We start from the raw sequence: 23,299 nt of genomic DNA, 5'->3' as shown, positions 1-23,299 counted from the left end.
GCAGCCTCGGCCAGCGGCGGCAACGTCGGCGACGCCACCGACTGCTGATTCCCACCGGCCCCCTACTTACGGAGCAACGCAATGCGTACCGAAACCCGCAAACAGTTCAACCAGTTCACCCGCCGCGTGGCGGAACTGAACAACGTCGAATCCGCAGCCCTGTCGTTCTCGGTCGAGCCGAGCGTGCAGCAGACCATCGAGCAGCGTATTCAGGAGAGCAGCGCTTTCCTGTCCGCCATCAACATGCCCGGCGTGATCGACCTCAAGGGCGAGAAGATTGGCGTGGGTGTGAGTGGCACCATCGCCGGCCGCACCGACACCAGCGGCAATGGCAAGCGTGAGCCGGTGGATGTGACCGCACTCGACAAGACCGGCTATGAGTGTGTGCAGACCAACTACGACACCGCCATTCCCTACGCACGCCTCGACGCGTGGGCACGTCAGAAGAACTTCCAGACCGTGCTGCGCGACGCGATCATCCAGCGCCAGGCGTTGGACCGCATCATGGTCGGCTTCAACGGCACCAGCATTGCACCGACCACCAACAGCTCCACCAACCCGCTGCTGCAGGACGTCAACAAGGGCTGGCTGCAGCAGTACCGCGAGCATTCTGGCAAGCGTGTGATGGCCAAGGGCAAGGCCGGCGACAAGATCGTGATCGGCGGTGCCGACAAGGCAACGCGTGACTACGCCAACCTCGACGCGCTGGTCATGGACGTGGTGTCTAACCTGATCGACCCGTGGCATCAGCAAGATCCGGCGTTGGTCGTCGTGCTCGGCCGCAACCTGGTGCATGACAAGTATTTCCCGATCATCAATCAGGACAACAAGCCCACTGAGCTGCTGGCCGCGGATCTGGTGCTGGGCACCAAGCGCATCGGTGGCCTGCAGCCGGTGGTTGTTCCCTTCATGCCGGCCGATGCTCTGCTGGTCACCTCGCTGGACAACCTGTCCCTCTATTGGCAGATCGACGGCCGCCGTCGCTACCTCAAGGAAGAGCCGGAGAAGAACCGCGTGGCGAACTTCGAGTCGTCCAACGACTGCTACGTGGTCGAGGACTACGGCCGTGGCGCGGTCGTTGAGAACATCAAGGTCGAGGACTGAGGCCATGGCCGACAGTCCCGCCAAGCGGCACCTGCAGCGCGTTGAGGCCGAGGAAGCGGCCAAGCGCGCAGCCGGCGGCAACCTGATGGAGGGCACGCCGATCTATCAGCAGATCTTGCTGCAGCTGGCTACCGACCGCGCTCGACTGAAACAGATCCAGTCGGGCCAGGCCAAGGGCCAGCTCAAGGCCGCACTGCTGCCGACCTACGACGCCTACATCGAGGGCGTGCTCGCCGCCGATGCCGGTGGCCAGGACGACGTGGTGTCCACGCTGATGCTGTGGAACATCGACGCGGGCCTGTACGACGCGGCGCTGAACATCGCCGCCTACGTGCTGGCACACGGCCTGACGATGCCCGACCGTTTCGAACGCACCGCCGGCTGCGTCGTTGCCGAGGAAATTGGCATCGCCGCGCTCAATGCGTTGAAGACGGGCGCAGGGTTCGACCTGGGCGTGCTGAATCGGGCCGTGGAAGTGGACCAAGGGCCACGACATGCCCGATCAGGTCCGCGCCCGACTGCTGTTGGCCCGCGCTCGCTGCTTGCTGCCAGCGGCCCCAAACGAGGCGCCGCAGGATGCGGAGGCTGTCGGCCAGGCCATTGACGATCTGCGCGAGGCCATCCAGCTGCACGACAGCTGCGGCGGCAAGGAAGACCTCAAGCGCGCCGAGCGCCTGATGAACAAGTTCGAGGCCAGCCAGTCCAACGGCTGACCTCACACCGAGCGTACCCCGCAACCCCGCCGGCTCGGGGCCGATCACCAAGACCTCTCTCCCTTGGTGTGACGCCCCGACCACCGGCGACCTACGAGGCCACCATGAGCAGCTTTGTTGCCAACGCATCACCCGCCGCCAAGCAACCCAACGTCACCGCCGGCGCGTTCTGGCCGGAGATCGACGTGGTTGCGCTGCGTGAGGCGATCCGCGTCCCCGGCGACATACCGGCACCGCGTATGCGAAGCACTGTGGTGTCAGCGGTCATGGACGTAACGCGGGAACTGGAGGCGTGGCAGGCCGGCAAGGAAGCCGCCGGCTACGCCACCTTGGCCGACGTGCCGGCGCAGATGATCGACGGCAGCTCGCGGCTGGTGCATCTGTTCCTGCGCGCGGTCGGCTGCGCCACCGCTGTCGAACTGCACGAACGCTACCGTTCCTATGACGCCACCGCACAGGGCAACCAACGTGCGGAGGAATTGACCCCGACCATCGATGAGATCCGCCGCGATCTGCGCAACGCCATTTGCGACCTGCAGGGCTTGCCGCGCGTCACCGTGGAACTGATCTGATGCGCGTCGTCTCGATGCAGGGCGACACGCTCGATGCGCTCTGCCACCGGCACCTGGGCACCACCGCCGGCATGGTCGAGAAGGCGCACGCCCTGAACTACGGCATCAGCCTTCATGGGCCGATCCTGCCCATCGGCACTGTCGTGGAGCTACCCGACGTACCCGCACCGTCCACCGGCGCCGCGATGCGCCCCCTTGTTCAGCCACCCGGCTCTGCCTTTGCACGCAGGCTCATCGAGTCCGGCGCAGAGAACTACATCGGCGAGGTATTCGATACTGAGCGCGGGGAAATTGAGGTGATCGCCCGCTACGTGTCGGGATTGACCCCAGCTGACAAGCGGGCTCGATTGGAAGCAGCCTTTGCCCTGCAGGTTGACCCGTTTGGTTGGTGGTTGGAAGACGCCACCGGCACGGGCTACTTCAGCCGGAAGATGCAACCGGCGGCGCTGTACGCGTACCGCACGACGCCCGGCTACTCCGCGACGGCACTATTTGCTCGCAAGGGCCTGGAGGCTGCATGACACAGGTTCAGAAGACAGCGCCGCGCGCCCTCCCCGCGTGCCCGGATAGCCACCCGGCACGGTACATCCATGATCTACGCCGCGAGGGCGCGGGCGGTGGCCACCTCATCGAATGCCGTTGCAGCACCACGGCGAAGCACCCGACGTTCGACCTGGCGTGGGCGCACTGGCACAAGCAACACGGCCTGCAGCGGTCCGCCGCGCCAGTGGAGGAACCCTTGCCGAGCAACGTGCTACAGATGAAATTGTTCGCCGCAGGGAGGGCTTGAGCATGGCGCAGATCCTGCACTTCACCGATCTACAACGGATCTGCGCCCCTGATGGTCCGCCCCCCACACCCACAACGGTGGAGCGGTGGGCGGACAGTCAAGGGATTTTGTATAAGTACGACCGGCGCGGGCGCATCTGGACCACCGTCGAGGCCATCAACGCGGCCTTGGGTCTGCCGGGCGCATCGGCGCTGCCACAGGCAACAACACTGCTGGAATTGGTCTGATGACACGAGGTCGGAAAAGGAAGTTCAACCCGGAGATCCCTGGTCATATCGACCAGGGATCGCTGCCACGCGGCGTGTATTGGGGCGAAGGCCGTTGGTACGTGCTCGACCCACACCCCGAAGGCATCGGGCAGAAGAAGGAAACGGTGGCCTCGCGGCGCGCCCGTCTTTCGGATCTGCACGCGATCATGGAGGCGCGAGCCGGCGGCAACGTTCGTGGAACCCTCGACTACCTGGTCGAGGTGTTCAAGCGGTCGAGCGAGTACATCGACCTGTCGAAGAAATCGAAGCAGGGCTACGACTACTGCGCAGGAAAGGCGTGCACCTACCTCTTGCGCGATGGTCGCCCGCTGGGCCAACAGCGCATCGAGCATCTTTCGGTGCCGGTTCTGCAGCGAGTGGTGGAAACCTTGGCCACTGGCCGGCCTGCCATAGGTAGGCTGCCCCTGATCGCGGCAACACCGGCGGCAGCCAACCGCGTTGCCAGCTATCTGCGGCGTCTGTTCGCTTGGGGAATCCGGCATGGCCACTGCACGTCGAATCCTGCCGACGGCATACGCAAGGTGCGTGAGAAGCGCGACGCGCGCATGCCTGACCACGACGCGTTCGACGCGGTGCTGCGATTCGCGCGCGCGTGCGCCAGCCGGCAGGCGCATACCGTTGGCAGCTGCCCGCCCTATCTCCCTGCAGTCATGGTGCTGGCCTATGCGGTCCGCCTGCGCGGCATTGAGGTGAATACTCTCACCGACGCCCACCTGCAGACTGAGGGTATTCGCAGCAATCGCCGAAAGGGTTCGCGCGACAACGTGACGATGTGGACCAAGGATCTGCGCGCGGCCGTGAAGTGGCTACAGTCCTACCGGGACGAACGGATGCGGGCCCATGGGCGGCCGGTACCGATCAAGCCTGAGCAACGATGCCTACTGGTTTCGGAGTCCGGCACCCCGCTCACGAAATCAGCCCTCGACAGCGCCTGGCAGCGCCTGGTCCGCCGCGCGGTTGCGGAGGACGTGATCGAGAAGGACCAGCGGTTCGCACTCCATGGCTTGAAACATCGGGGAATTACCGACAGCGAGGATAAGGGCGCTGGCGGCCACGTGACCGAGGCCATGCGTCAGCTGTACGACCATTCCGTACCGGTGGTGAAAGCGGCCGTGAAACCAAAAAAGAAAGGCTAATTTTACCGGCAATTTTACCGGTGGATGCCAAAAGGCCAGCGCAGTGCGCTGGCCTTTTTCGTTGAAACCCCTATTTTCAAGGCGTTTCGGCGCTTCCCGAGTGGTGCCGCTTATCCGAATCGAACGGATGACCTACTGTTTACAAGACAGTTGCTCTACCAACTGAGCTAAAGCGGCATGGGTGGTGCACCGGCGGCAGTGCCGCGGTCCGGGGGATTCTAGCGCAACCGTGTGCATTCCAGCGACCGGCTTTGTGCCGCCCCGCTGCGCTGCTGGGCCTGGGCCGGCTGCGCGCCCGCCGCCAGCTGCCCTTCCAGCCACCACTGGCCGGCGTCGCCGCTGGCGACCAGGCGCGGCTGGAAGCCGGCAGCCTGCACCGCCGCCATGCGGCGCTCGGCGCCTTCGCGGTTGCGGTACTGGCCCAGTGCCACGGCGTTGATGTCCTCGCCCTGGCTGATGATGTAGTAGTCGCTCAGGCCGGCGGCGACGATGCGCTTCACCGTGGCCTGGGCTTCTTCGCGGTTGGCGGCGGCCGGCAGCATCACGCGGAAACGGGCGCTGCCGCTGGCAGCAGGCTGTTCGCGCAGGCGCACCTGACTGATGACATTGCCGGCCTTGCCCTGCGCACTGGTAGCAGCAGCGCGGTCGGCGAACGGGCCCAGCGCGATGCAGCGCGGCGGCTCGGCGGCTGCGGACGGGGTTGCGGGCTTTTCCGGGGCCGCGGTCGGCGCGGCCGGTGTCACCGGCTTGGCAGCGGCAGCAACCGGCGTAGCCTCGGCCACCTGCGGGTTGGCGATCTCCTGCTTGGCCGGCGCAACGGGCGCAGGCGTCGCAGCCACAGCCGTCCTCTCAGCAGGTTCGCGCTCCATCAACGGCGCGGTCGGGGCGGCGGCAGTGGCCTCGGCGGCCGCAGCGGCATCCACGCCACCGGGCACCCAGCGCAGCTCGGCTACGCCAGCGGGTTGCGGCGGCGGCGCAGGCGCCTGCGGTGCATCGCGCAGCAGCCACCAGCAGGCGACGCCAAGATTGAGGATGGCCAGTACGACGATCAGGGCACGGGTCAGCATGCGCGGATACTAGCCTGCGGGCTGGTGCACCGCCCAGCGGGCGAGGCCATCCAGCACCAGCGACGGGTGATAGTCGGCGCCGGGCAGCAACGGCATCAGCGCTGGTGCGCCGCCACCGTGTACCAGCAGTGACGGTGCCACGCCCAGCAGCGCGTTCGCCTGCTGTGCGCTGCGTTCGATCAGCGCCACAGCCGCACCATCGCAGCCGGAGGCCAGCGCGTCGGCAGTGTCGTTGGCGAATTCGCTGTAGTCGCCGCCGGTTGCAGGCAGCTGCACTGCACGCGCGTGCAGTGCTTCGCGCATGGTGGTGGGCGATGCGGAAATGCGGCCACCGTGGTGCTGGCCATTGGCGTCGAGCAGATCAATCGTCAAGGCGGTGCCAACGCCGACCACCAGCACCGGGCGCTGCGCCTTGGCGGCGGCCAACAGGGCCAGGAAGCGGTCGACGCCGAACTTTTCCGGCTTGGCATAGGCGATGCGCACGCCGGCACATTCGGCGCTGGTGCGCACCACATGCACGTGTTCGAAGCGGCGCTGCAGCTGGTCCAGCATGGCGCTGGTCAGCGAGGGTGCGGCCACGCTGGCCACGAACGCGGTGGTGCCGCTGGGCAGGCTGTGCGGCGGCTGCCCGGCCATGCCTTCGGCGCCGTGCGCCCAGGCCTGTACGTCGCCGGCACGGTCACCCTGCAACGGCGCGAACTTGAAGCGCGAGTTGCCCAGGTCGAACAACCAATCGCTCATGCCGCCCTCACGCTGACTTCGCCGGCGTGCAGCAGGCGCTCGTGGCCATCGATGCGCACGCGCAGCGCGCCGTCGTCAGCCAGGCCAAGTGCGGTACCGTGCTGCCACTGTCCGTCCAGTTCCACGCGTACTTCGCGGCCGGCCAGCATGTCAAACGCGGCGTAGCGCGGCAGGAACGGGGCCAGCCCTTCGCGATCGAACTCTTCCAGCGCCGGCAGCAGGCGCGTCAGCACGGCGGCGACCACTACGTTGCGGTCCACCGGCTTGCCGGCCAGCGTGTCCAGGTCCACCCACGGCTGGGTGATCTGCTCGGCGAACGACGGTGGCATATGCGTATTGATGCCGATGCCGATCACCGCGCGCGCCGGGCCGGCGTATTCGCCACCACCCTCCGCGAGCAGGCCGACCAGCTTGCGCTTGCCATCGACGATCAGGTCGTTCGGCCACTTCAGCTGCGCCTGGGTGTAGCCCAGATCGTGCAGCGCTTCGGCCACGGCGATGCCGGCCACCAGGCTCAGCCCGGCCAGGCGGCCGAGGCCACCGGAGAACAGGCGCAGCACCGACAGGTAGATATGCGCAGCCAGTGGCGAGGCCCAGGCGCGGCCGCGACGGCCACGGCCGCCGGTCTGGCGTTCGGCCAGCAGGACACTCACCCCGCGCTGGGGCGCGCTGCAGCGCAGCAATTCGGCGTTGGTCGAGTCCACCGTCCAAGCCACCTGCAGGTCGTGCAGCAGGGCCTGGACGTCAGCAGGCAGGCCGGCGCGGATCGCGTCCGGGTCCAGCAGATCAACCGGGCGGGTCAGGCCATAGCCTTCGCCAGCACGGCCCTCGATGTCCACACCGGCGGCCCTAAGTCCTTGAATACGCTTCCAAATGGCCGCCCGGGTCTGACCCAGCTCACGGGCCAGGGCGTCGCCGGACAGGCGACCGGCAGCGAGTTTGGCCAGCAATTGGCGATCGTCCACGGCAGCTTCCACGAAGTCAGGAAGGAATTATGCGGGAAAGCCGCCAGCGACGCCCGCCACGCTGGGTTCCGCGGGGGCTTCCAACTGGGCGTCGGGTTCGGGCTAGAATCGGGAACTCACCCTCCCTTAACGTGGATGTCGTCAATGCGCCGTTATGCCCATTGCCTGATCCTGCTGATGATGCCCTTCGCGGCGTCTGCGACAGCAGCGCTGGACGACAGCCGCGGCGCTTGCGTGTCCTCCAATGGTGATGCCGCCTCGCAGCGCGCACCGACCGCAACCGCCTCGGCAGCCACCACCAAGCCGGCACCGGTGCGCCCGGCCGCCAGCAGCGCCACCAGCACCGGTGGCGGTGGCAGCGACGACGACGTGCTGCAGCGCATCCGCGCACCGAAGTGGCACAGCTACCTGCCGGGAATGTTCCGCTGATCAAGTCGTTGCTGCAGTGGCTGCGGCCTGCGCCGCGGCCGATTGACGATGCGCTTTGGGATGACGCCTGGCGCCGCGCGGCCTGGCTGCACGGACTGGACGACGAACGCCGTGCGCGCCTGCGCGTGCTGACCACGCGCTTCCTGCACGAGAAGACCATCACGCCGATTGGTGACCTGCAATTGCAGGCCGGCGATGGTGTGCTGCTGGCGGCGCTGTGCTGCCTGCCGCTGCTGGAGTTCGGCGAAGTGGGCCTGGAAGGCTGGTCGCAGCTGATCGTCTACCCCGATGCGTTCCGCGTGCACCGCAGCCACATGGATGCGGCCGGCGTGCTGCACGAGTGGGATGACGAACTGATTGGCGAATCGTGGGACAGCGGTCCGTTGATCCTGTCCTGGGCCGACGTGCAGGCCGACCTGGCCGCACCGCACGAGGGTTACTGCGTGGCCGTGCACGAAATGGTGCACAAGCTGGATGCGCTGGATGGCGCGATGGACGGTACGCCACCGCTGCCACGCGAATGGCAGCGCGAGTGGGCGGGCATTTTCCAGCGTGCCTTCGACGCCTTCTGTGCGCAGGTGGACGCAGGCGAGGAAACGTTGATCGATCCGTATGCGGCCGAGGCGCCGGAAGAGTTCTTCGCGGTGGCCAGCGAATACCACTTCTCCGCGCCGGATCTGCTGCATAAGGCGTTGCCGGAGGTGGCCGCGCAGCTGCGGGGGTTCTATGGCGAGCCGCCGGCGTTCGAAGAACGGTAGTGCCGGCCGCTGGCCGGCAACCTGGGACTGCCATCGAAGATCATGAGGTTGCCGGCCAGCGGCCGGCACTACCGGAACACCATGCGTTGTTGCGCCAGGCGATGCCCGGCGGGCGGGAGCGCGCGGCTTACGGCCCCGGCGGCAGCTGCACCTCGAAGCGGGCGCCACCCAACTCACTGGAACGGCCCACGGTCAGCTCGCCGCGGTAGTCCTTGATCAGGTCCTGCACGATCGACAGGCCGATGCCGTGGCCCTGCACGCGCTCGTCACCACGTACACCACGCTGCAGCACCTTGCCGATGTCGTCCGGGGCGATGCCCGGGCCATCGTCGTCCACCGCCAGCAGCAGGCCGGCGCGGCGCGCGTTCGGTGCCGGCAGCGGCTGCGCGGTCAGCAGCACGCGGCGGTTGGCCCACTTGAAGGCATTCTCCAGCAGGTTGCCCAGCAGTTCCTGCAGGTCACCCGGTTCGCCGTGGAAGCGCGCGGCCGGGTCGATATCGAATTCGCACAGCACGCCCTTCGAGGCATAGACCTTCTCCAGGCCACGCACGATTTCCTCGGCGTTGGATTCAATCGGCAGCGGCGCAGAGAACAGCTTGTGACCCGACGACGCCGCACGTGCCAGCTGGTAGGAGACCAGGTTGTTCATGCGCTGCAGCTGCACGTCCAGTTCCTCACGCAGCGCGCCATCGCCCGCGCCGCTGTCCATCTGCGTGCGCAGCACCGCGATCGGCGTCTTCAGGCTGTGCGCCAGATCGGCCAGGGTGTTGCGCTGGCGCTCCAGGTTCTCGCGCTCGCTTTCAATGAAGGCGTTGATGCTGTCAGTCAGCGGCTCCAGCTCGCGCGGGTGGCGCTCGCTCATGCGCGCGGTCTCGCCACGCTGCACCTTGGTCAGCTCGGTGATCACGCGACGCAGGGGCCGCAGGCTCCACTGCAGGATGACGGTCTGCAGCAGCAGCAGGATCAGGCCGATGCCGCCGAGGTAGAACCACACCCGGCTGCGGAACACCCGCAGCTGCGCACCCAGCGCGCGCGAGTCTTCCATCACGTAGATGGTGTACGGGAATTCGGTGGCGGGATCGGCGTCGGCATCCCACACCAGGCCCAGGCCATAGCGGTACACCGAGCCCTGGCTGCCGTCGATCTGGATCATCGGCAGCGGGCCTTCGAACACTTCCTGGCGCGGCGCCAGCAGGCCGCCGCCGACGGTGGGCAGCATCGGGCCTTCGGCAGACATCGAATTGCCCTTGCCGTGCGGCATCACCACCTGCAGGTACAGGCCGCTGCCCGGCACATCGAAGCGCGAATCCGGCGGCTGCTCGCGGATGTACAGCGAGCGGTCGCGGGTGAAGTCGATGCCGGCCGCATAGGCGGTGGCGTAGTTCTTCAGACGCTCACGCAGGTTCGCCTTCGCCGTATCGGCGAAGGCGGCGTCGAGCGCGTAACCGGCCAGCGCCAGGAACGCGACCAGACCCACGGACGCGGCGAACATCTGGCGCGCCTGCAGGGAGCGCGGCCGCCAGCGTCGGAAGAACCACAGACGGCCGGACATCGTGTTATCGCCAGGGTGAGCCGGCTCAGCCCTCGTTGCGCGGAATCGCGAAACGGTAGCCGCGACCGCGCACGGTCTCGATCGGCTTCAGCTCGCCATCCGGGTCCAGCTTCTTGCGCAGGCGGCCGATGAAGACCTCCAGCACGTTCGAGTCGCGGTCGAAGTCCTGCTGGTAGATGTGCTCGGTGAGGTCGGCCTTGGAGACCAGTTCACCGGCGTGCATCATCAGGTACTCCAGCACCTTGTACTCGTAGCTGGTGAGGTCGACATTGCTGCCAGCCACGCTGACGGTCTGGGCAGCCAGGTCCAGGGCAACCGGGCCGCATTCCAGGGTCGGCTTGCTCCAGCCGGCGGCGCGGCGCAGCAGCGCGTTGACGCGTGCCAGCAGTTCTTCGACGTGGAACGGCTTGACCAGGTAATCATCAGCGCCCTGCTTCAGGCCCTCGACCTTGTCCTGCCAGCTCGAACGCGCGGTCAGGATCAGCACCGGGAACTTCTTGCCTTCGTCACGCAGGGCCTTGATCAGCTCCATGCCCGACATCTTGGGCAGGCCGAGGTCGATGATGCCGACATCGAACGGGACTTCGCGCCCCATGTAGAGGCCTTCCTCGCCGTCCTGCGCAGCATCGACGGCAAAGCCTTCGCGCTTGAGCCGGGCTGCCAGGGTCTCACGCAGCGGGGCTTCGTCTTCGACCAGAAGGATACGCATGAACTCTCCCTAGTGTCCTGGGTGTGGCCCGGAGGCCTGTGGGGTACGGGTTGATAACGACGACTATCCCTGTTCAGGGGTTATCGCCGCGTAGTGATGACATATCCGACCGCGGCGTGCGCGGCTGTGAACGCGACGGCGCGGGGTCGTCCATGTAGCGGACCCGGCCCCGATCGTCCATGTACTTCACCCGGTTGATATCACGACCATCGAACGGCACGCGCTCGGCGCCGAGGATGTGCCCGCCGGTGGTGCGCTGCACGCGGCGCACGGCATCGGACAACGAACGCTCGTCGCCACGGCCACCGCGCTCGCCCCGCTCCATCATCTCCGCGCGCCCCTGGTCGCCGCGCGGCGGCTGTTGCGCCAGCGCCGAAGACAGCGGCGCAGCCGCCAGCACCACGCAGGTGGCCAGGGCAATGCGGCGATGGAAGGGAGCGGAAGACATCAGTGCGATCCTAGCCGAGCACGGCGATTCGTTCAAAAGTCGTAAATCCGGGTGCCGGGTTCGGGACCCGGCGCTTTACAAATCTTTTGCAAATTCTTGGTTTGGCGCAGTGAATCCGGTCTGAACTTTTCCGGCTTCAACTCCAAGCTGTTCAGCTAAGTGAACATTCGGGACGAATCGCCGCCCCTTGTCAAGTCAGGAATGTGATTGCGGTCACGCTACGGCGCGATCAGATGCACGTTCGGTGACCGCCAGCGCCTGCTCGATCAGGCGCCAATCGGCGCCCGGGCGGTGTGCGCCCTCACTCAGCACCTGGCGGAACGCGCGGCCACCGGGCTGGCCATGGAACAGGCCAAGTACGTGGCGGGTGATGTGCTTCAGCGCCAGGCCTTCGCCCAGTCGCGCTTCCACGTATGGCCGCAGCGCGCGCAGCAGGTCGGCACGGGCCTGCAGCGGGGCGCCGGTATGCAGCGCCTCCAGCTGATGCAACAGATAGGGATCGTGATAGGCCGCGCGGCCCAGCATCACGCCATCGACGTGCGCGGCCTGCGCCTGCACCGCCTCGAGGCTGGCCAGGCCGCCGTTGATCACCACCGGCAGTGCCGGGCGCTCCTGCTTCAGGCGGTAGGCCCAGTCGTACTTCAGCGGCGGAACCTCGCGGTTCTCCTTCGGCGACAGGCCCTTCAGCCACGCGTTGCGCGCATGCACCACCACCATCGCCGCACCGGCGGCAACCTGGCGGTCGACGAAGGCGGCGAACACGTCGTAGTCGTTGTCCTCGTCCACGCCCAGGCGGCACTTCACCGTCACCGGGATATCAACCGCATCGACCATGGCCGCAACGCACTCGGCCACCAGCGCCGGCTCGCGCATCAGGCACGCGCCGAAGCGGCCCGCCTGCACGCGATCAGACGGGCAGCCGCAGTTGAGGTTGACCTCGTCGTAGCCCCACTCAGCGGCGATACGCGCGGCCTGCGCCAGCAGCGCAGGATCACTGCCACCCAATTGCAGGGCCAGCGGCTGTTCGCTGCGGTCGAAGCCGAGCAGGCGCTCGCGATCGCCGTGGATGACCGCGTTGGCGTGCACCATTTCCGTGTACAGGCGTGCGCCCGGTGCCAGCACGCGGTGGAACACGCGGCAATGGCGATCCGTCCAGTCCATCATAGGCGCCACGGAAAGGCGAATATCTTTTGAATTCAATGTCTTACGCATGTTTCGGTGCATCCTTGGTGCGCTGGAACTCCCTGTAAGTCCCTGTTTTTCCCTGCCGTTCCCGGCGTAATGTACCCGTGCTGCACCAAGCAGTGGGGAGTGCACCAAGACATGGCAGTAGTCGAAAAGCGCGGAAAGAAGTGGCGGGCAATGGTACGCCTGAAGGGCCATCCTACCGCCTCCAAGACCTTCAACTCCCGTAAGGCTGCGGAGGATTGGGCCCGCATTACGGAAGACGCACTCCGTGCCGGTCTGGCCCCGCCACAGGAGAGCATGACCCTTGAGATGCTGATCGACCGGTACGTCAAGGAAATGGACCGGTTCAAGCCTGTGTCTGCCACCAAGCGCGGGAACCTGCGCAGATGGGTGGAAAGCTTGGGCGACCGTGAAGTGTCCACCCTCACCGGTCAGGACATTTTGAACCACATCCGCGCACGAACGGATCCGGCCTCAGCACTCAACGGCGGCAAGGCCCCCGGCCCGGCGACCATGGCGATGGAACTCGGGTTCTTGGCTGAGGCGCTGGCCGCTGCGCGGTCACTGTGGAATATGACGATTCCCGACGTTGTGACCGCCGTCCGGCCAGTGCTACGCCGAGCCGGAGCAATCGCCAAGCCGGATGAGCGCGACCGCCGCCCAACTACCAAGGAGCTGGACGAGCTGACAAGCTTCTACAAGTTCAACTTCGGCGCCATCCCCATGCGCGACCTGATCCCGTTCGCCATCGATTCGGCAATGCGGATGGGCGAGATTGTTGCACTGCGGTGGGAGGAATACCAAGGCGGCGACAAACCGATGGTCCTGATCCGGGACAGAAAGGATCCCAAGGACAAGAAAGGCAATCACCAATGGGTGCCCCTGCTGGGGCGGACGGCGGCGATCATCGAGGGCCAGCCCCGCAGTGGGCCGCTGATCTTCCCCTACAAGGCCGACAGCATCGGAGCGTCGTTCCGCCGCGCCTGCAATCGTCTGCAGATCGAAAACCTGCATTTCCATGACCTACGCCACGAGGGCACATCTCGGCTTTTCGAGCAGGGATATTCGATTCCCGAGGTCGCCATCGTAACCGGGCACAAGGACTGGAAGTCCCTCAAGCGGTATACCCAGCTTGCCCCAAGCTCACTACACCGAGCTCCATCCAACTTCTTTGAACCTAGGCCGTAGGCCGTTGCTGGCAAGTCAGCGACTCGCTGATTCGATGCAGGCAGTGGCCGTCTGCTTCAGAATTCAGCCTCCGCGGGTTGCAGCAGCAGGCGGCACTGCCGCCGCGCGAGACGCCGGGCCAAGCACTGCTATCTGACCCAGTGTCCACAGCATTGCCGCCCCTAATGGCAGGTAGATCAATGGCATCCGTGGTAGCTCGTACATCTTCATTAGCCCATAGTTGGTGGCGTAGGCTGCCAGCATTCCCAGCGCGATGCCTAGCGTGACCAGCAGAAAGTTCTCGGCCTGGAAATAGCGCAGGATATCCCTTCGAGTCGCCCCAAGTGCGCGGCGGATGCCGATCTGCTTGTTGCGCTGCTCAACCCAGAAGCTGGCTAAGCCAACGATCCCCAATGCAGTGACCACCAACAGCGCAATGCAGATGGTGATCAACAAACCGACCATCGCCCGGTCGTTTCTGAAGAAGTCCTCGCGCTGCTCAGAGAACGTTTTTTTCTCACGAACCAAGCGATTGGGATCGTTGCGATCCAGCGCAGCCAACGCGGCGTTGAGGACCTCATTGCGGCGCTCAGGGTTCGTGCGCAGCATGTAGATGCCATCACCGAAGATGCGACGTGCTGGCACGATCATCGTGATATCCCGATTCCTGCCACCACCGGGGGTGGCCAGAGTGTCAACAATTCCGATCACGTTCAGGATCTGCTTGCCGTTGTAGTAAGTCTTACCAAGAGCATTGCCTTCCGGTGCCATCTTTCGTGCTGCGGCCTGACTGAGGATCACCGGCATCCCATTGGTCTTGCTCGGGCTCTCGAAGTCGAAGTACTCACCAGGATGGAAGTCGCGGCCGCCCACCAGCTTCAAACCTAGGGTGCGGATGCCATCCTCAGAAAAGCTATACATAGCCAAGTTGGTGGTTGGGAACTCCTGGTTCATCTCCCGCGAGATGTTCGTGAAGGTCGAGCCGTAGCGAAACGGAACCTGGTTGACAACGCTGACCGCAGTGACACCGGGAATGGCGCGCAGCGAGGCCAAGTCTTCACGTGTTCGTGCTGATGCGTTGACCTGCTTACTGCCCCCGGCCACACGGACGAAAACCAGTTCGTTCTCGGCCATGCCGCTGATTCTGCTGATGCGTTCCACGCGCTGGCTCACTAGGAACATGGCATTGCACACGATCGCGCAGGTCAAGGCGATTTCAAGCACGATTAGCGCGGCAGGAGTCTTGTGTCGGCGCAGAGCGCTGAGGATGGGGCGGATGTCCATGGGAAGTCTTCCTTCTCGTTCTTACTGCCACTTGAGCTGGATGGCCGGATCGACCTAAATCGCGCGCTAGGCGGGCGGGAGTTCGGCGGTCAAGATGGCGAGGAAGATCAGATCGGGCGCGGGCAGCAGCACCCCAACGTCGAGGGGACCAACTGCTAACGCGAACTGCATCCAATGACTCGGACTACCCTCGCCCTTTCCTTTGATGTGGACGAGGCTAAAAAGGTTTAAACACTCTATGACCAAACTGGGCTCTTCGACCCAGATGCCGTGTTGCCGTGTTGCCGTGCGAGGGAAGCATGGCCGGGAGAATACGACCGGCAGTCGCAGATCCTGCGAACGCGGTAGCGACCTGCCTGAATCGTTCGGAATGGTGCCGGCGCGGCGCTGTTCAAGCGCCCCCGGGTTGAGCTGCCTGCGGCCCCGGATCCGGCACAGTCAGAATGCCAGCGCCGGCGGCTGGGCACTATCGGGCAACCACCCACTGACGTTCGGGGTTCTCCCTACGCAGCCAGCTTGTGCTCGTAGAACGAGCAATGCATCCCGGAGAAGCTTTGGCAGGAATCGCCCAGACCAGAAGGATCAGCGCTGAGTGGCCCGCAACATGAACAAAAAATGAACTTCCCTTGACTGACCGGGGGGTGAAAGGCTCACTCCACCGTTCTCACTACAGGACAACGGAGCCTCCACGTATGAAAAATTTCGCAAGGAACGCAGCCGTTTCACTTATTGCCCTGAGCGCTCTGTCCGCATGCAATTCAGAGCAATCAGAACAACAAAGCAGTGCGGCGAAGATGGTGGAGGCAACTGCGGACGCACCTCAAAGTACGCCCGATTCGACTTCTAGCATGGAAGATACCCGCAACGGAATCGAACGGCAGAATCTTGGCGGCCGTGCATTTACTGTTGTCGACTTTGGATCAGCCCCCGAGGGGGATGCGCAAAAAGTCGTCGATGAAATGAAAGAATCTGCACTAGCAGGCAACGCAAAAGCTTCCTATGGAATCTACCTCAAGATTCGAGAGTGCGCCTCGATGATGAAGGCCTTTGAAACCAAAGGCGCATCATCCATAAATGCTACAAAGTACGAAAACTGCAAAAACCTCTCTGCGGAAAACTTCTCATCAGCTTCCGAGTGGCTTGAAAGAGCTGCAAGCCAAGGCAATCTAGGCGCACAGCTCCTTTACGTAGCCGATCCAGAAGCAGTTCTAGGCAGCCAAGCCGATATGCTCCGCAACCCTGAGAAGACCCAGCAATACAAAGAAGCGGCATTCAACTATTTACGCAATGCGGCGAACCGAGGCAGCGTCGATGCTTTGCTTTCCCTGGGTAACGCCTATCAAGTGGGAACGCTAGTAGATTCGGATGCAGTCACCAGCTACGCGTACTACCAAGCTGTCGAGCAAATTTCTCCCGAATACGCCCCTCAAACGCGCATGGAGGCAATAAGAAAAGAACTCAACCCGCAGCAAATCTCACTATCAAGGAAAAAGAGCATGGAGATTTACAATGAATGCTGCAGCTCAAAGTAACTATCGGCGCCGCCGAGTTATCGCAATCATAGCAATCCTTTCACTCTTGTTTGTTTTTTCATACTTACATGCCTTCGAAAGGGGGCCATTATATTGCAAGGGCGGATGCCCATCCAAGCACCTGTAATTGACCCAAAAACCAAAGACTTCCTTGAAAAAGAAATGGCCCCAATCGATGGCTGGGTTCCATTATGGATGTTTCTCACCGGGACGACCTACATGGTTTGCAATTCAACCCATTGTGCCACCTATCGCCAGACGTTCTCGGGTGAATACATCACTGATGAACGAATTCCGATTACTTCTAGCGTTGGAAGCGGTGGTGGTGTCGGTGTAGGTGGCGTAGGTGGAGTGGGTGGCGGCGGAACAGTGACAGTCGGCCCGGTTGGCCCTTGCCCTTGTGACAATTCTGCCGGCGGCAAGGGGAGCATTCCTCCGAAGAGCGACCCCCCTCCTGCAGGGAAAGACCCGGTAGTTGAATAATCAACAGCCTAGCTTTTTCATAACTACGGCGTGACTCACGCCCAAATACTAGCTGACATTATGATCCAGCCTCCTTGGAAAACTTAGCTCGGCCAGCTAATTGGTCGAGCTTTTTCAACACAGCCCTCTATAGATTTGATGATCTGGGCGGAATAGCACATGGGCGCCATCTGGCCGCACCAGCCGTCTCCGCGATGTGATGGCGAGCTGTGCTGTCAGTGCCCCGTTACGTCAGCCACCGCGGTCATGCCGAGCTGGTTGAAGACTGCGGCGTTGTCGCTCGAGGGGATCAGCGCGGTGCTGCCCGCCACGTAGAACTGCTGCGGGCCGATCCCGTTGCGGTTCGGGCCGCTGATCCGATAGCCGACTGGCACCTGGGTCTGCACCCACGCCCGGCAGGTGATCGCGGCGTACTGCTTCCCTGCTGGTACAACCACCATCTGAGATCCGGCCGACGAACCATTCACGATGGGGAAGACACGAATGATCTTGAGCGGCTTGCCTGCCGTAGAGAACGACAAGCTGCCATCGTCTCGGAACAGCTCAAACCCGTAGTTCGCCCGCAGGTAAACGCCCAGGTCATAGATCCAGATCGTGCCGGCCACCCTCGTCGGCTGCGACCCAGCGTAGATCCGCACGAGCCAGCTCCCGCCGCCTTCGTTGACCAGCACAGGCACGATCGGCTTGTCGGCGTCACCTGCGATCGCCGCGATGATCGGTGTGCTCGCTTGGAACCTCCGCTCGATCATCCGCGTGAACGCGGGTTGCCCCGCAATCTCGTAGACCACCACGCTTGGCTCGGCAAAGTCGATCCGGCGCCGAAGGTGAAAGTTCGGGTAGTCCGGCGAAATCTGCACGTGCGCACCATCGTCGGTCCACGCCTCCATTCCTGCTGGCATATCAGCTCCATCCTATGAACGCGGTGCAGGGCACCAGTTGGTAGGCCGGCGCGCCGCCGCCGGTCACGTCCGCATACCAATAGACGCGACCATCGCGATAAACCAGCGACGGCTGCCTGCCCTCCCAGCCAGGAGGCGGCACGATGCAGTAGAAAAAGTCTCCGGTAGGGACATAGGGAATCGCCACCGACCCGCCGTGGTTAGAGTCCGTTCCAATGGACGTCACGAACCCGGCCAGCCTGGTTGTGATATCGATATCGATGCTGCCGTCATCGTTGAACGTTTGAAAGCCCGTCGGCACAGATCACCTCACACAAATTAAGAGGGGCAGCCAACAACGGCTGCCCCATATCATTGCGGCCATGTGCCCCAGCGCGCCTTGAGACGCCCCACTTCGTCGTACGCCCGCCAGTGACCGTCGCTGTACTCCGTACGCCGTCCTCCCGACGGCGCCGACACACGGAGCACATCGGCGAGAATGTTGAACGCCGATGTCTGTCCGGTCACACCCATGGATAGTCCAGCCACGTAGCCGTCTGCACGGACGTTAACCGCCCACTGCGCAGACGACTCCATACCACCCGCCGTCCACGCAGGCGGCTGTGTTGCGCCATCCGCCACCTGACTGAGCATGGGACGGAACATCCAGAAGTACGGCGGGTTGGTCGCTGAAGTACCCGACGAACGGATGTTGATAGCTACCCGCGCCGAAACTGCTCCTGCCGGGGCTTTGTCAATCACGAAGGATCGCGGAAGCGACGACAGGCCCCCAGTGGATGCGTTACCGCCGTTCTGCGGAGCATACGCCCCGGGTGACGAAGACATGTGCTGTCCCGCAGCGTTGTACCACGCAATAGTGACCTGAGAATCCACGCGGTGTGTTTGCAACCATGCCGAGAAACAATACGTCTTCCCAGCATCGACAGGACAGAACACTTCAGAGCCGATGGTGCGAACCTCGCCCACTGCCGTGTTGCCCTGCGCGCGCGTACCAATGCCGGTGACACCCGGGGGTGAGCGTTCGCCAGCAGCTCGGTCACCTCCTCCATCGCAACGTCGTCAACCCACAACGTGCCTGCAGTGTTATCGACATAAATGCCCAGCTGCAGTCCGGTGATCGACGTGTTCTCCGGTATCGCGTACACGGCACTCAGGTAGGTCCAAGCAGCCTTGTCTGCGACGAAGACCGTTGCTCCGCCGATCAGCTCCCCGCTGTGGTTCGCCAATCGCATCTTGCTGTTGCCGGGCGTGCCATTGAAGTCCGGGCTGCTGCGATACCAGCAGCTGTAGCGGTACTTCTTGCCAGGGCTCGTCGGCATCGTTGAGCGACCATTGGCATACGCAACCTTCTGCCGGATGGTCCCCGGATCGAAGCGCACACACATGCCGCCGGCACGCCCCTCTGTCGCCGGCCAGCTGGTGCCGGTCGCACCCGGGTCGTAGGTCCAGCCCACGTCCTTGCCTGCCTGCCACGAGCCGTTCAGGACCAAGTTGCTGCCCTGCGAAATCATCGCCGGCAACGTGGCATTGATCGTCGTGATCGACTGAGCCAGCGCGCTGGTGGTGGTCGCGGTAGCCTCCTGCAGCGCCGTCACCGATGCCGCGGTTGCCAGCGAACCGGTGCCGACCGGCATGCGGGCTTCCATCGTGCTGATGCGCTGCACCTGCGCCGAGTCGGCAGCCACACGGGCCTTCAGCTCCTCGTAGGCCAGCCCCGCAGTCAGCTGCATCGGATCCGTTCCGGTGTAATTGCCACGCATCTGAACGGCCAGCGTGTTGCGCTGGGTGGCCTCGGCCGCGTCTGCCGTGATCCGGGCTTGGGTTTCCTCCTGCACCACCGCCACCGACGCACCTGGCTGCGGACGCCCGACGGCGATGTAGTCGATCAGGTAGTAGTTGGCGACGGTCTGCGCCGACCCCAGCTGCAGGCGAATCGCATCAACGGTGGCCGGCCACTAGGCAATGTCCTGCACGTCGACAGTGGCCACGCCGTTCACGTCCCACGCCGGTTCCGGGATGGCAGCGCCCTTCTGCGCGTTCCAAGTCTTGTCGGACGTGGTGATCCACTGCACGAAGCTCCCCCATGCAGGAGTGCCCACTCTCTTCACGCGCAGCTTGACGAGCCTCCCCGCGGCTGAGCACGGCTCAAAGCTGTGCGTTGAGGGCCTGCAGGACAGCCTTCCGAATCTCGGCGGTGGCGGCCAGGAAGAGCACAGCATGCCCCATCTCGGCCCGCTGCAAAGCCGAATGGACAGCAATCGGGACCGCAGTCAGCGTTGCGATGACTACCTCGCGATAGTCCTTCCCCATAACGCACCCACTGTATATCTGAAGCGCGTGGCGTGCTTCCTCGACCTCGATAGGAAGGTACTTCCGGTCCGTCGGCTGACCGACAGCAACGCTCGTGTAGATCGGCCTGTCTTTGAAGATAGTGCCCAAGACGAGCAATTCGCCCCCTCTATTCACGCCGTTTCGATAGAGGACTTCGCTCTCGATCATTTCGTTACCTACAGAACTGCGCTCAAAGCTGCTGGAATGAAGGGGTCAGCGTTGCTTCTTTTCCTTTCCGCTCCGAGCAGCAGCATCGGTCAAGCACGCCTCTTTGCGGTGAAGCAACTCTACGGCTCGCTTTGTCAGAGGATCGTCGGACTTCGCTGCGGACACTTCGTAGAAACGAGCTACGGCTGGCGCAGCGAAATGCCAGCAGCCAGAACAGCAAAATCGTCCGGGCTCGCCGAAGCCACTCAGCAGCGCGGAGATGCTGGTGCAGATGGCGCAGCTGAATCTCGCTCACGACGGAACAACGGTCGCCGAACTGATCGCCTGGCGCACCGACGTCCTGGCCAGCGTAAAAGCAGTGTCCAAGACTCAGACCGGCAACATGACGCGCCTGCAGGAGAGTCTCGGGCACATCGTGGCCAGGCAGCTCACTGCCGGCGACGTCATCGAGCATGCCCGGCGACGGATCAGCGGAGACCACATGACCGGCAAGGGGGTAATTATCCCAGCTTGCTCACCCGCAACCATGAACGTAGAGCTAGGCTACCTGTCGGAGCTGCTGAAGCTGGCCGCCCCGATGAAAGGCGTGAAGCTCGGCGCGGACCCTGTTGCAGAAGCGCGGCCGGTGCTGCGGCTGCTGGGTTTGGTCGGGAAGTCCAAGCGGCGCGATCGACGGCCGACTGAGGCGGAGCTGCAGAAACTGCGCGGCCACTTCGACCAGGCAGCCTGGCGCTCCCAGATCCCGATGGTGGACATCATCGATTTCGCCATCCTGTCAGCCAAGCGCGAGGGCGAGATAACCCGCCTACTATGGTCGGACATCGACGTGGCCACGCGGACGGCCCTGCTGCGAGACGCCAAACACCCCCGAAAGAAGGCCGGCAACCACAAACGCTTCCCTCTCCTGGGCGACGCCTGGACCATCGTGCAACGTCAGCCACGGACAGCAGGCGAGGACCGGATCTTCCCGTACAACACGAAGTCGATCAGCACCGCGTTCACCCGGGCCTGCATCCGGCTGGCCATCGCAGATCTGTGCTTCCACGATCTGCGGCACGAGGCCACTTCACGGCTGTTCGAGCAGGGCTACGACATTCCCGAGGTAGCGCCTGTCACGCTGCATGAATCGTGGAACGAGCTGAAACGCTACACCCAGCTTCGGCCTGAGACACTGCACCGCCTTCCTATAGACCAAGCCTGACCGGCCTGCGGCGGGTGGCGCATGCCGTGCCTGGGTACGAAACGGCGAAAGCGTAGGCCTTGATTACCCAGACATCACCGACGGCATAGCGGCACATCCTAATCTGGGGTGGCAAAACAATTGGAGATTTGGGCCTACCCCCCCTTCCCGCAACCCTGCTGGTGCGGTCGGAATTGTTAACAGCAGCACCCGCACACTAAAGCGTCGCGCCAATCAGGATGAATTTCAATCATCCACATGCAGCTGATCTCTCTCGCCAGCCAGTTCCGCCCCCGAATCTACCCAGCCATAGATAGTCTTGACCTTCACGCCATTTCGAATAATGTGAAAAACTGGCGTTTCGTTGACATCAAGCTCACTCCAACCTGCTGCACCAGCCTGATTTTGCATTGGCAGATCAGGATGAAGGCGGCTCCACTCGTCTACCCCAGGATAGGGCCATATTGTAGATCTACGAACAACGAATCTAATCTTGGATCTTAGCCATTTCCACTCGGGCTGCTCTGATATTGCTTTCATCGCCCTTCTTGAAGGCGCGCAGCTGGGACTGACATACGCAACGATTTCGTCGCCTGACCTATAAGTCCATTTTTGCCATTCGACAGTCCCGTCACTTACCGCCGTTAGAACCCCCTGTTCTTTGGCCCTTAAGCCCACGATCTTGGGCAGAAGAGGAACAGAAAGCTTCTCCCTCTGTGCCAAATCATTGCCCTCACTGAAACGACGGCTCTGCACAAACGAATGATACATCCCACGGTGCTCACTATCGTCAGCTATGCCTCTACGTACGAGCTCCGCATAAAGACATTGAAGATCATTCAAAGAATCCGAATCGCCGCGATACATGTCGACTCGCATCCCCGCCCGGAACGCCTCATGAAGCACGGCATCGCCAAGCCCCGCACAGCCGCCTTCGACTAAATTGACACTCTTCCAATCGTCATAAGCAGCGGCCAACTTAGCGGCACGATCACGCGCCCCGGCCTCAAGCAGCTCACGATCCAATTCAGCAATGCGCAAATCAATAGCTACTGCAGCCCACACGCATGCAGGCTGCAGCAGCAATATCCACAAAAGAGGACTGCGAAAAAAAAACACTTCAGCAGTTCGACGTACAGATGCTGTGCATGGATTGAGTGCAAGTCGCTCTCGAGGTGCACGCGTATCCCTGATAATCTTCATACCTGGGATTGGGGTCGAGGAAAGCTGCATCCGAAGAAATCAAAACTTCCCGATCTGCGGGCGAATCCGCTCTAAGGTTTGGCAGGAGGGAAAGAGTGCGTTGGCCCCCCAAAAGCGACAAGACGCGATACGCCTGACTAGCGGAGAGCTCAGACGTAATCGGCTCATAATCATAGCCACCCAATCCTTGATCTCCGAAACGCAAGCCCGCAACAAACCGAGCCCTGGCAGCATCTGAAAAAAGCTTGAGAGGTGAGTCAGGGCTCAACGAAAGCAAGTGACTATCAAGCTGCTTCGAGGAGTTGATGGGTGCGTATTTGAGCACCACATTCTTATCTTCAATGGGCGTAGGCGAATCTGCAAACGCCGTAGTTGATGCAATGCCTGAAGCGATGAGGATCGAGAGAAAAAACACTTTCATTATTCCAGCTCCTTTCCGTTGAGGCCAATACTGACCTAATGGTGCGCTAAGAAAATCTAAAGCACTATCAAAATCATCCAACAAAGCACTGACAAGCCACAGAACACGGATACCCTCACCCCCCCTGAATTAGAGTTGAATTGACGAGAACTGAACCTAACACACGACAAGCGTAAACCCTTAAATAGCC

General features: G+C 63.0%; 23 protein-coding genes, 1 tRNA gene and 2 pseudogenes. 11 read left to right on the top strand and 15 right to left on the bottom strand.

Annotation, left to right across the window (positions count from 1 at the left end):
- Window positions 1-81: 81 nt before the first annotated feature.
- The 6 genes and pseudogenes from AC07M7_RS15215 (at window position 82) to AC07M7_RS15190 (ending at window position 4,584) form a co-directional block, all read left to right on the top strand.
- Window positions 82-1,104, top strand: a complete 1,023-nt coding sequence (locus tag AC07M7_RS15215) for a phage major capsid protein, P2 family (protein ID WP_495207778.1) — start codon at window positions 82-84, stop codon at window positions 1,102-1,104.
- A gap of 4 nt (window positions 1,105-1,108) precedes the next feature.
- A pseudogene (gene gpM / locus AC07M7_RS15210) lies at window positions 1,109-1,817 on the top strand (phage terminase small subunit).
- 104 nt (window positions 1,818-1,921) lie between these two features.
- Window positions 1,922-2,389 carry a head completion/stabilization protein gene (locus AC07M7_RS15205; RefSeq protein WP_495207777.1) on the top strand — a complete coding sequence of 156 codons (468 nt, stop codon included), beginning with the start codon at window positions 1,922-1,924 and terminating at the stop codon, window positions 2,387-2,389.
- Window positions 2,389-2,592 (top strand): annotated as a pseudogene (locus tag AC07M7_RS15200) (tail protein X); the annotation flags it as partial. The gene AC07M7_RS15205 and the pseudogene AC07M7_RS15200, both read left to right, overlap by 1 nt.
- Before the next feature lie 589 nt (window positions 2,593-3,181).
- A complete protein-coding gene (locus tag AC07M7_RS15195; protein WP_033833477.1) occupies window positions 3,182-3,406 on the top strand; it encodes a hypothetical protein in 225 nt (74 codons plus the stop codon).
- Entirely contained in the window at window positions 3,406-4,584 is a 1,179-nt protein-coding gene (locus AC07M7_RS15190; RefSeq protein ID WP_495207776.1) for a site-specific integrase, read from the top strand. Before AC07M7_RS15195 ends, AC07M7_RS15190 begins: the two co-directional genes overlap by 1 nt.
- Before the next feature lie 101 nt (window positions 4,585-4,685).
- On the opposite strand, the gene AC07M7_RS15185 is transcribed toward AC07M7_RS15190, so the two are convergent.
- The 4 genes from AC07M7_RS15185 to birA all read right to left on the bottom strand — a co-directional run bounded on the left by AC07M7_RS15185 (window position 4,686) and on the right by birA (window position 7,357).
- Window positions 4,686-4,761: transfer RNA gene (locus tag AC07M7_RS15185), tRNA-Thr, on the bottom strand.
- A gap of 41 nt (window positions 4,762-4,802) precedes the next feature.
- Window positions 4,803-5,651 (bottom strand): SPOR domain-containing protein, encoded by an 849-nt coding sequence (locus tag AC07M7_RS15180; RefSeq protein WP_495207775.1) that lies wholly within the window; start codon window positions 5,649-5,651, stop codon window positions 4,803-4,805.
- A gap of 9 nt (window positions 5,652-5,660) precedes the next feature.
- Entirely contained in the window at window positions 5,661-6,392 is a 732-nt protein-coding gene (locus AC07M7_RS15175) for a type III pantothenate kinase (RefSeq protein WP_046984540.1), read from the bottom strand.
- Window positions 6,389-7,357: a bifunctional biotin--[acetyl-CoA-carboxylase] ligase/biotin operon repressor BirA gene (gene birA, locus AC07M7_RS15170; RefSeq protein ID WP_253079023.1), complete on the bottom strand. Its 969-nt coding sequence runs from the start codon at window positions 7,355-7,357 to the stop codon at window positions 6,389-6,391. Before birA ends, AC07M7_RS15175 begins: the two co-directional genes overlap by 4 nt.
- Window positions 7,358-7,501: 144 nt before the next feature.
- Between birA and AC07M7_RS15165 the strand changes: the two genes are divergently transcribed.
- Both AC07M7_RS15165 and AC07M7_RS15160 read left to right on the top strand, forming a co-directional pair.
- Window positions 7,502-7,786 carry a hypothetical protein gene (locus tag AC07M7_RS15165; RefSeq protein WP_014645622.1) on the top strand — a complete coding sequence of 95 codons (285 nt, stop codon included), beginning with the start codon at window positions 7,502-7,504 and terminating at the stop codon, window positions 7,784-7,786.
- Window positions 7,753-8,544, top strand: coding sequence for a M90 family metallopeptidase (locus AC07M7_RS15160; protein WP_495207774.1), 792 nt, complete (start codon window positions 7,753-7,755; stop codon window positions 8,542-8,544). The genes AC07M7_RS15165 and AC07M7_RS15160 overlap by 34 nt, the downstream gene beginning before the upstream one ends.
- 127 nt (window positions 8,545-8,671) lie before the next feature.
- On the opposite strand, the gene AC07M7_RS15155 is transcribed toward AC07M7_RS15160, so the two are convergent.
- The 4 genes from AC07M7_RS15155 to dusA all read right to left on the bottom strand — a co-directional run bounded on the left by AC07M7_RS15155 (window position 8,672) and on the right by dusA (window position 12,465).
- Window positions 8,672-10,096 carry an ATP-binding protein gene (locus tag AC07M7_RS15155; RefSeq protein ID WP_136639111.1) on the bottom strand — a complete coding sequence of 475 codons (1,425 nt, stop codon included), beginning with the start codon at window positions 10,094-10,096 and terminating at the stop codon, window positions 8,672-8,674.
- Between the two features lie 25 nt (window positions 10,097-10,121).
- Window positions 10,122-10,805, bottom strand: coding sequence for a response regulator transcription factor (locus tag AC07M7_RS15150; RefSeq protein ID WP_004136763.1), 684 nt, complete (start codon window positions 10,803-10,805; stop codon window positions 10,122-10,124).
- Between the two features lie 73 nt (window positions 10,806-10,878).
- The gene (locus AC07M7_RS15145; RefSeq protein WP_005407693.1) at window positions 10,879-11,253 is read right to left on the bottom strand and encodes a hypothetical protein; all 375 of its coding nucleotides are present in this window, start codon (window positions 11,251-11,253) and stop codon (window positions 10,879-10,881) included.
- A gap of 213 nt (window positions 11,254-11,466) precedes the next feature.
- Window positions 11,467-12,465, bottom strand: a complete 999-nt coding sequence (gene dusA / locus AC07M7_RS15140) for a tRNA dihydrouridine(20/20a) synthase DusA (protein WP_495207773.1) — start codon at window positions 12,463-12,465, stop codon at window positions 11,467-11,469.
- A gap of 111 nt (window positions 12,466-12,576) precedes the next feature.
- Here dusA and AC07M7_RS15135 point away from each other — a divergent pair, with 111 nt between their 5' ends.
- Window positions 12,577-13,629, top strand: coding sequence for a tyrosine-type recombinase/integrase (locus tag AC07M7_RS15135; RefSeq protein WP_495207772.1), 1,053 nt, complete (start codon window positions 12,577-12,579; stop codon window positions 13,627-13,629).
- 63 nt (window positions 13,630-13,692) lie between these two features.
- Here the strand turns inward: AC07M7_RS15135 and AC07M7_RS15130 are convergent, their stop codons facing one another.
- Entirely contained in the window at window positions 13,693-14,892 is a 1,200-nt protein-coding gene (locus AC07M7_RS15130; protein WP_495207771.1) for an ABC transporter permease, read from the bottom strand.
- A gap of 692 nt (window positions 14,893-15,584) precedes the next feature.
- Here AC07M7_RS15130 and AC07M7_RS15125 point away from each other — a divergent pair.
- Window positions 15,585-16,424, top strand: a complete 840-nt coding sequence (locus AC07M7_RS15125) for an SEL1-like repeat protein (RefSeq protein WP_495207770.1) — start codon at window positions 15,585-15,587, stop codon at window positions 16,422-16,424.
- A 698-nt stretch (window positions 16,425-17,122) separates the two neighbouring features.
- Here the strand turns inward: AC07M7_RS15125 and AC07M7_RS15120 are convergent.
- The 4 genes from AC07M7_RS15120 to AC07M7_RS15105 all read right to left on the bottom strand — a co-directional run bounded on the left by AC07M7_RS15120 (window position 17,123) and on the right by AC07M7_RS15105 (window position 20,305).
- The gene (locus tag AC07M7_RS15120; protein WP_495207769.1) at window positions 17,123-17,764 is read right to left on the bottom strand and encodes a hypothetical protein; all 642 of its coding nucleotides are present in this window, start codon (window positions 17,762-17,764) and stop codon (window positions 17,123-17,125) included.
- A gap of 43 nt (window positions 17,765-17,807) precedes the next feature.
- Complete coding sequence (locus tag AC07M7_RS15115) at window positions 17,808-18,107, bottom strand: hypothetical protein (protein ID WP_065179710.1); 300 nt, start codon at window positions 18,105-18,107, stop codon at window positions 17,808-17,810.
- Window positions 18,108-18,543: 436 nt separating this feature from the next.
- Window positions 18,544-19,650, bottom strand: a complete 1,107-nt coding sequence (locus tag AC07M7_RS15110) for a hypothetical protein (RefSeq protein ID WP_495207768.1) — start codon at window positions 19,648-19,650, stop codon at window positions 18,544-18,546.
- 301 nt (window positions 19,651-19,951) lie between these two features.
- The gene (locus AC07M7_RS15105) at window positions 19,952-20,305 is read right to left on the bottom strand and encodes a hypothetical protein (RefSeq protein WP_495207767.1); all 354 of its coding nucleotides are present in this window, start codon (window positions 20,303-20,305) and stop codon (window positions 19,952-19,954) included.
- A 259-nt stretch (window positions 20,306-20,564) separates the two neighbouring features.
- Between AC07M7_RS15105 and AC07M7_RS15100 the strand changes: the two genes are divergently transcribed.
- A complete protein-coding gene (locus AC07M7_RS15100) occupies window positions 20,565-21,506 on the top strand; it encodes a site-specific integrase (protein ID WP_495207766.1) in 942 nt (313 codons plus the stop codon).
- A 225-nt stretch (window positions 21,507-21,731) separates the two neighbouring features.
- On the opposite strand, the gene AC07M7_RS15095 is transcribed toward AC07M7_RS15100, so the two are convergent.
- Both AC07M7_RS15095 and AC07M7_RS15090 read right to left on the bottom strand, forming a co-directional pair.
- Window positions 21,732-22,550, bottom strand: a complete 819-nt coding sequence (locus AC07M7_RS15095) for a hypothetical protein (protein ID WP_495207765.1) — start codon at window positions 22,548-22,550, stop codon at window positions 21,732-21,734.
- A 55-nt stretch (window positions 22,551-22,605) separates the two neighbouring features.
- Complete coding sequence (locus tag AC07M7_RS15090) at window positions 22,606-23,109, bottom strand: hypothetical protein (RefSeq protein WP_495207764.1); 504 nt, start codon at window positions 23,107-23,109, stop codon at window positions 22,606-22,608.
- Window positions 23,110-23,299 lie beyond the last annotated feature (190 nt).

The sequence above is a fragment of the Stenotrophomonas sp. GW821-FHT09E08 genome, assembly GCF_059416125.1.
This window is presented reverse-complemented; position numbering and strand designations above follow the sequence as displayed.